The 6,157-nt window shown below is 73.6% G+C and carries 5 protein-coding genes; all 5 read right to left on the bottom strand.

The features are described from left to right. On the bottom strand, window positions 1-945 hold a 945-nt coding region (gene ftsW, locus A6Q81_RS14770; RefSeq protein WP_286690930.1), incomplete at its 3' end, for a putative lipid II flippase FtsW. A 108-nt stretch (window positions 946-1,053) separates the two neighbouring features. Continuing rightward, window positions 1,054-2,520 (bottom strand): UDP-N-acetylmuramoyl-L-alanine--D-glutamate ligase, encoded by a 1,467-nt coding sequence (gene murD, locus A6Q81_RS14765; protein WP_286690929.1) that lies wholly within the window; start codon window positions 2,518-2,520, stop codon window positions 1,054-1,056. Next, window positions 2,517-3,581 carry a phospho-N-acetylmuramoyl-pentapeptide-transferase gene (gene mraY / locus A6Q81_RS14760; RefSeq protein ID WP_067858284.1) on the bottom strand — a complete coding sequence of 355 codons (1,065 nt, stop codon included), beginning with the start codon at window positions 3,579-3,581 and terminating at the stop codon, window positions 2,517-2,519. The genes murD and mraY overlap by 4 nt, the downstream gene beginning before the upstream one ends. Before the next feature lie 81 nt (window positions 3,582-3,662). After that, the gene (locus tag A6Q81_RS14755; protein WP_286690928.1) at window positions 3,663-5,018 is read right to left on the bottom strand and encodes a UDP-N-acetylmuramoyl-tripeptide--D-alanyl-D-alanine ligase; all 1,356 of its coding nucleotides are present in this window, start codon (window positions 5,016-5,018) and stop codon (window positions 3,663-3,665) included. After that, the coding region (locus tag A6Q81_RS14750; RefSeq protein ID WP_286690927.1) for a UDP-N-acetylmuramoyl-L-alanyl-D-glutamate--2,6-diaminopimelate ligase at window positions 5,015-6,157 on the bottom strand (1,143 nt) is incomplete at its 5' end. The genes A6Q81_RS14750 and A6Q81_RS14755, both read right to left, overlap by 4 nt.

The following is a 6,157-nucleotide window of genomic DNA, read 5'->3' as shown; positions in this document are numbered from 1 at the left end:
GCGCAGGAGGACGCCGCAGCCGACCAGGGTCACGAGGACGCTCGAGCCGCCGTAGGACAGCAGCGGGAGCGGGATGCCGATGACGGGCAGCAGCCCGAGCACCATGGCGATGTTGATGGCCGCCTGCGCGGTGATCCAGATGGTGACGCCGGCGGCCGCGTAGCGGGCGAACGGGTCGCGGCTGCGGGTGGCGATGCGGACGCCGGCGACGGCCAGCAGCACGAACAGGACCAGCACGACGAGGCTGCCGAGCAGCCCCAGCTCCTCGCCGACGACGGCGAGGATGAAGTCGGTGTGCGCCTCGGGCAGCGAGCCCCACTTCTGGCGGCTGCCGCCGAGCCCGACGCCGCCGAAGCCGCCGCGCGCGAAGCCCATCATCGCGTGGACGGCCTGGTAGCCGTCCTTGTCGGGGTCGGCCATCGGGTTGAGGAAGCTCAGCATGCGCGCGACGCGGTGCGGCGCCGTGGCCACGAAGAACACGAGCAGGACGCCCACGAACGCGACGATCGCGCCGAGGAAGCGTCCGGGCAGGCCGACGACCCACAGCATGCCGACGATGACCGCGAAGAGCACCAGGGCGGTACCGAGGTCGTTCTGGGCGACGACGAGCGCGGCGCAGAAGCCCGCGACGAGCGTCATCGGCAGCAGCACGAGCCGCGGGTTGTCGAGGTGCTTCTGGCGGCGCGCGTAGTGGTCGGCGATCCAGAGCACGAGGGTCAGCTTGAGGAACTCCGACGGCTGCAGGCGGAACCCGGCGGCGACGGGGATCCAGTTCGTGTTGCCGTTGACCTCGACGCCGACGCCCGGGATGAACGTGGCGAGCGTGAGGGCGATCGAGACCAGCAGACCGGGCAGGATCAGGCGGCGCAGCAGCGTCATCGGGATGCGCGTGACCGCGTAGGCGCCGGCCAGGCCGACGACGGCGAGCACGAGCTGGCGCTGCACGATGGCACGAGCTGGTACGACGCGAGCGGACGGTCGAGCAGACGCTGGACGCCGGCGACGGCGCTGCCGGAGGACCGCGGCGACTTGTCGGTGGTGCTCATCGCACGCTCACGCGGTGGGGAGCCGGCGCACCGACGCGGCGAAGGCGTCGCCCCGTGCGGCGTAGTCACGGAACTGGTCCATGGACGCGCAGCCGGGCGCCAGCAGCACCGTGTCACCCGTGCGCGCGAGGGCGGCCGCTGCCGCGACGACGTCGTCCATGAGGCCATCCTCCCCGCCGACGACCTCCGTGACGGGCACATCCGGCGCGTGTCGGGCCAGCGCCTCCGCGACCACGGCGCGGTCGGTGCCGATGAGCACCACGCCGCGCAGCCGCTCCCGGGCGGCCTCGACGAGCTCCTCGAAGCGGGCGCCCTTGGCGAGCCCCCCGGCGATCCACACGGCCGACTCGACGCCGCGCAGCGAGGCGAGGGCGGCGTGGGGGTTGGTGGCCTTGGAGTCGTCGACGTAGCGGACGCCGTCGACCTCGGCGACGAGGTCGGCGCGGTGCGGTCCCCGGCGGAACCCCCGCAGCCCGTCGCGCACGGCCCTCGGCTCGACCCCGTGCGCGCGGGCGAGCGCCGCGGCGGCGAGGGCGTTGGCCACGGTGTGCGGCGCGTCGTCCGGCAGGTCGGCGACCGAGCCGAGCTCGGCGGCACTGTTCTGGCGGTCCGGGGCGAAGGCACGGTCGGCGAGCAGGCCGTCGACGACGCCGAGCATGCCGGGCGCAGGGACGCCCAGGGTGAACCCGATCGCGCGGGCGCCCTCCTGGACGTCGGCGTCGCGCACGAGCTGCTCGGTGCGGGGGTCCTCGACGTTGTAGACGCACGCCCGCTCGACGTTCTCGTACACCCGACCCTTGGCGTGGGCGTAGGCGTCGAGCGTGCCGTGCCAGTCGAGGTGGTCGTCGGCGATGTTCAGCACGGCCGACGCCTCCGCGGCGAGCGAGGAGCTCCAGTGCAGCTGGAAGCTGGAGAGCTCGACGGCGAGGACGTCGAGCGGCTCGGGGTCCATGACCGCCTCGAGGACGGGGCGTCCGACGTTGCCGACCGCAGCGCTGCGCAGTCCGGCGGCGCGCAGGATCGCGTCGAGCATCTGCACGGTGGTCGTCTTGCCGTTGGTGCCGGTGACGCACAGCCACGGCGGCGCGCCGGGACCGCGCAGGCGCCACGCCAGCTCGACCTCCCCCCACACGGGCACGCCACGCTCGGCGGCAGCGCGCAGTGCCGGCGACTCCGGACGCCAGCCCGGCGACGTGACGACGAGGTCGACGTCGTCGGGGAGCGTGGCCGTGGCGCCGGGCTCGAGACGCAACGTGACGCCGAGCGTCTCGAGCAGCGTGGCCTGCTCGGCGCGGGCCGAGCCGTCCTCGGGGACGCGCTCGTCGAGGACCGTGACGCTCGCCCCGAGGTGCTGCAGGGTGTCGGCCGCGGCGAAGCCGCTGACCCCGAAGCCGGTGACGACGGCGCGCACGCCGGTCCAGTCGTCGCCGACGCCGAGGGTCTCGACGTCGCGACGCGGGTGCTCCGTGCTCATCGGAAGGCGAGCCATTCCCAGTAGAAGACGCCGAGACCGGCGGCCACGCACAGCCCGCTGATGATCCAGAACCGGACGACGATGGTGATCTCGGCCCAGCCGAGCAGCTCGAAGTGGTGCTGGAGCGGGGCCATGCGGAAGATCCGCTTGCCGCCGGTGGCCTTGAAGTACGCGACCTGGAGGATCACCGAGAACGTGATGGCGACGAACAGGCCGCCGATGATCACGAGAAGCAGCTCCGTGCGGGTCATGAGCGCGAACCCGGCCATGGCGCCGCCGAGCGACAGCGACCCGGTGTCGCCCATGAAGATCTTCGCCGGCGAGGCGTTCCACCAGAGGAAGCCGAAGCAGGCCCCGGTGATCGCCGCGGCCACCACCGCCAGGTCGAGCGGGTCCCTCACCTCGTAGCAGCGGCTTACCTGCTCGGTCGCGCAGCTCTGGTTGTACTGCCACACGTTGATGACGACGAACGCGCCGAAGACCATGACGGACGCGCCGGTGGCCAGGCCGTCGAGGCCGTCGGCGAGGTTCACGCCGTTGCTGGCGCCGGCGATCATGAGCAGGACCCAGACGACCAGCAGCACGGTGGGCAGCTGCGTGCCCGGGATGTCGCGCACGAAGGAGATCGCGTGCGAGATCGGGGTGCGCCCGTTCTCGTCCTCCCAGCCGATGGCGAGCACCGCGAAGACGAGCCCGACGAGCACCTGGCCGATCATCTTGGCCTTGCTGCGCAGCCCGAGGCTGCGCTGCTTGGAGATCTTGATGTAGTCGTCGAGGAAGCCGATGAGCCCGAGCCCCGCGAAGAGGAACAGCAGCAGCAGGGCGGAGGCGCTGGGCGGGTAGCCGGTGACCAGCTTGGCGATCGCGTAGGCGAGCAGCGACGCGAGGATGATGACCGTGCCGCCCATGGTCGGCGTGCCGCGCTTGACGTGGTGCGAGGTGGGGCCGTCGTCGCGGATCAGCTGCCCGTAGCCCTTCTTGACCAGCACGTTGATGGCCACGCGCGTGCCCAGCAGGGTGCCCACGAGGGCGACGGCTGAGGCGATCAGGACGGCGAGCATGCGGGCGGTGGTCCTCTCGGGGGGTTCGGGGCGGGGCGCGAGGCTGGTCCGGGTCGGGGTGGTCCGGGTCGAGTATGCCGGTCAGGGCTCGAGCAGGCGCGTCGTGACCCGCTCGAGGCGGGCACCTCTCGATGCTTTCACGAGGACCGCGTCGCCCGGGGAGAGCCACGCCCGGAGCGTGTCGAGGGCCACGTCGACGTCGGGCACGGCGAGGCCGACGTCGCCGGCACCCTCCGCGATGCCGCGCGCGCCGTCGCCGACCGCGACGACGAGCGACGTCCCGAGCTCGGCCGCGGCCCGCCCGACCTCGACGTGCCGGGCGTGGGCGTCGGCGCCGAGCTCGAGCATCTCCCCCAGCACGGCCACGCGGCGCGGCGCGCCGAGCCCGGAGAGGGCCTCCAGCGCTGCCCGCACCGACTCGGGGTTGGCGTTGTAGGAGTCGTCGAGCACGACGACGCCGTCGGCGCGCTCGTGCCGCTCGAGGCGCTGCGCGGTGGCAGGTGCGTAGTCGTCGAGCGAGGTGCCTGCCACGGGCAGCCCGAGGCCGGCGAGCAGGGCGAGCGCGGCGGCGGCGTTGGACGCCTGGTGCACGCCGAGGAGCGGCACGTGCGTGGTCCAGCGCTCGGACCCGTGCTCGAGCACGACGTCGGGCTCGCCGTGGGCGTCGAGCGTCACGTCGACGACGCGCACGTCGTCGGGACCCTGGGCGGCCCGGCCGAACCGGACGACCTCGCAGCCCGCAGGAACGCGCGGCTCCATGGCGTCGACGCGGACGTCGTCGGCGTTGAGCACGGCGGTGCCACCTGGTCGCAGGCCCTCGACGATCTCGCCCTTGCCGATCGCGATGTTGTCGACCGACCCGAACTCGCCCACGTGGGCGCTGCCGACGTTGAGCACGGTCGACACGTGCGGCGGCGCGACCCGGCACAGGCGTGCGACGTGCCCGATCCCCCGGGCCCCCATCTCGACCACCAGGTAGCGGGTGGCGAGGTCGGCCCGCAGGACGGTCAGCGGGACGCCGAGCTCGTTGTTGTAGTTGCCGGCCGTGGCGACGGTGGGCCCGACCCGGCCGAGGAGGTGGGCCAGGAGGTCCTTGACGCTGGTCTTGCCCTGGGAGCCGGTGAGCGCGACGACCTGGACGTCGAGCAGGTCGAGGACGTGCCGGGCCAGCCGGCCGAGGGCGTCGGTGACGTCGTCGACGACGACGGTCGGCGCCTCGACGGGCCGCGAGGCGAGCACGGCGACCGCTCCGCCCTGCAGGGCGGCGCCGACGAAGTCGTGCCCGTCGACCCGCTCCCCCGCCAGGGCGACGAAGAGCCCGCCGGGCGTCACGGCGCGCGAGTCGAGGGTGGCGGGTGCGGTGACGACGACGTCGCCGTCGCCGTGCACCACGCCGCCGACGGCCTGGGCGATCGCGGCGAGGCTGAGCGGGATCATGCGAGCTCCTCGACGAGGCGGCGCAGCACCTCGCGGTCGTCGAACGGGTGGACGACGTCGCCGATCTCCTGGCCCTGCTCGTGGCCCTTGCCGGCCACCACGACCGTGTCGCCGCGTCGGGCGACGGCCACGGCGTGGGCGATCGCGTCACGGCGACCGGCGACCTCGACGACCTCGGCGGCCCCGCCCTCGGCACCGGCCAGGACGGCCCGTCGGATGGCGGCGGGGTCCTCGGTGCGCGGGTTGTCGTCGGTGACGACGACGAGGTCGGCGTACCGCGCGGCGACCTCGCCCATGAGGGGGCGCTTGCCGAGGTCGCGGTCGCCGCCGGCGCCGATGACGACGACGAGGCGGCCGGGGGTGACCGGACGCAGCGCAGTGAGGACGGCCTCGACGGCGTCGGGCTTGTGCGCGTAGTCGACGACGGCCGTCCACTCCTGCCCGGCGTCGACGCGCTCCATCCGGCCGGGGACGCCGGGGCTGGTGGCGATGCCGGCGGCGAGGTCGGCCGGGTCGTGGCCGACCGTGGCGAGGGAGGCAATGACGGCGAGCGCGTTGGCGACGTTGAACACGCCGGGCAGCGGCACGTGCAGGTCGAGCTCGAGCCCGTCGGGTCCGAGCACCTCCAGGTCGGTGCCGAGGCGGTGGGGACGGACGTTGGCGGCTCGCCAGTCGGCGACGCGTCCGTCGGTGGAGAAGGTGGTGACGGGCAGCGGCGTGAGGTCGACGAGGCGTCGGCCGTGCTCGTCGTCGATGTTGACGACGGCTCGCTCGGCGTGCTCGGGCGTGAAGAGGCTGGCCTTGGCCGCGAAGTAGTCGTCGAGGTCGCGGTGGAAGTCGAGGTGGTCGCGCCCGAGGTTCAGGAAGGCGGCGACGTCGAAGGCGAAACCCTCGACGCGGCCCTGCACGAGGGCGTGGCTCGAGACCTCCATGGCGCAGACCTCGACCTGCTCCTCCCGCATGACGGCGAACAGCGCCTGCAGGTCCGGCGCCTCCGGGGTGGTGAGCGCCGACGCGGCAGGGACGCCCTTGACGCGGGTGCCGATGGTGCCGACGACGGCGCTGCGGGCGCTGCCGACGGCGGACTCGGCGAGGTAGGTGGTGGTGGTCTTGCCCTGGGTGCCCGTGATGCCGAAGGT

The sequence above is a fragment of the Aeromicrobium sp. REDSEA-S38_B2 genome (assembly GCF_001628525.1).
GTDB classification, from domain to species: domain Bacteria; phylum Actinomycetota; class Actinomycetes; order Propionibacteriales; family Nocardioidaceae; genus Aeromicrobium; species Aeromicrobium erythreum.
The sequence above is the reverse complement of the archived record's forward strand: the minus strand, read 5'-3'. Positions and strand labels throughout refer to the sequence as shown.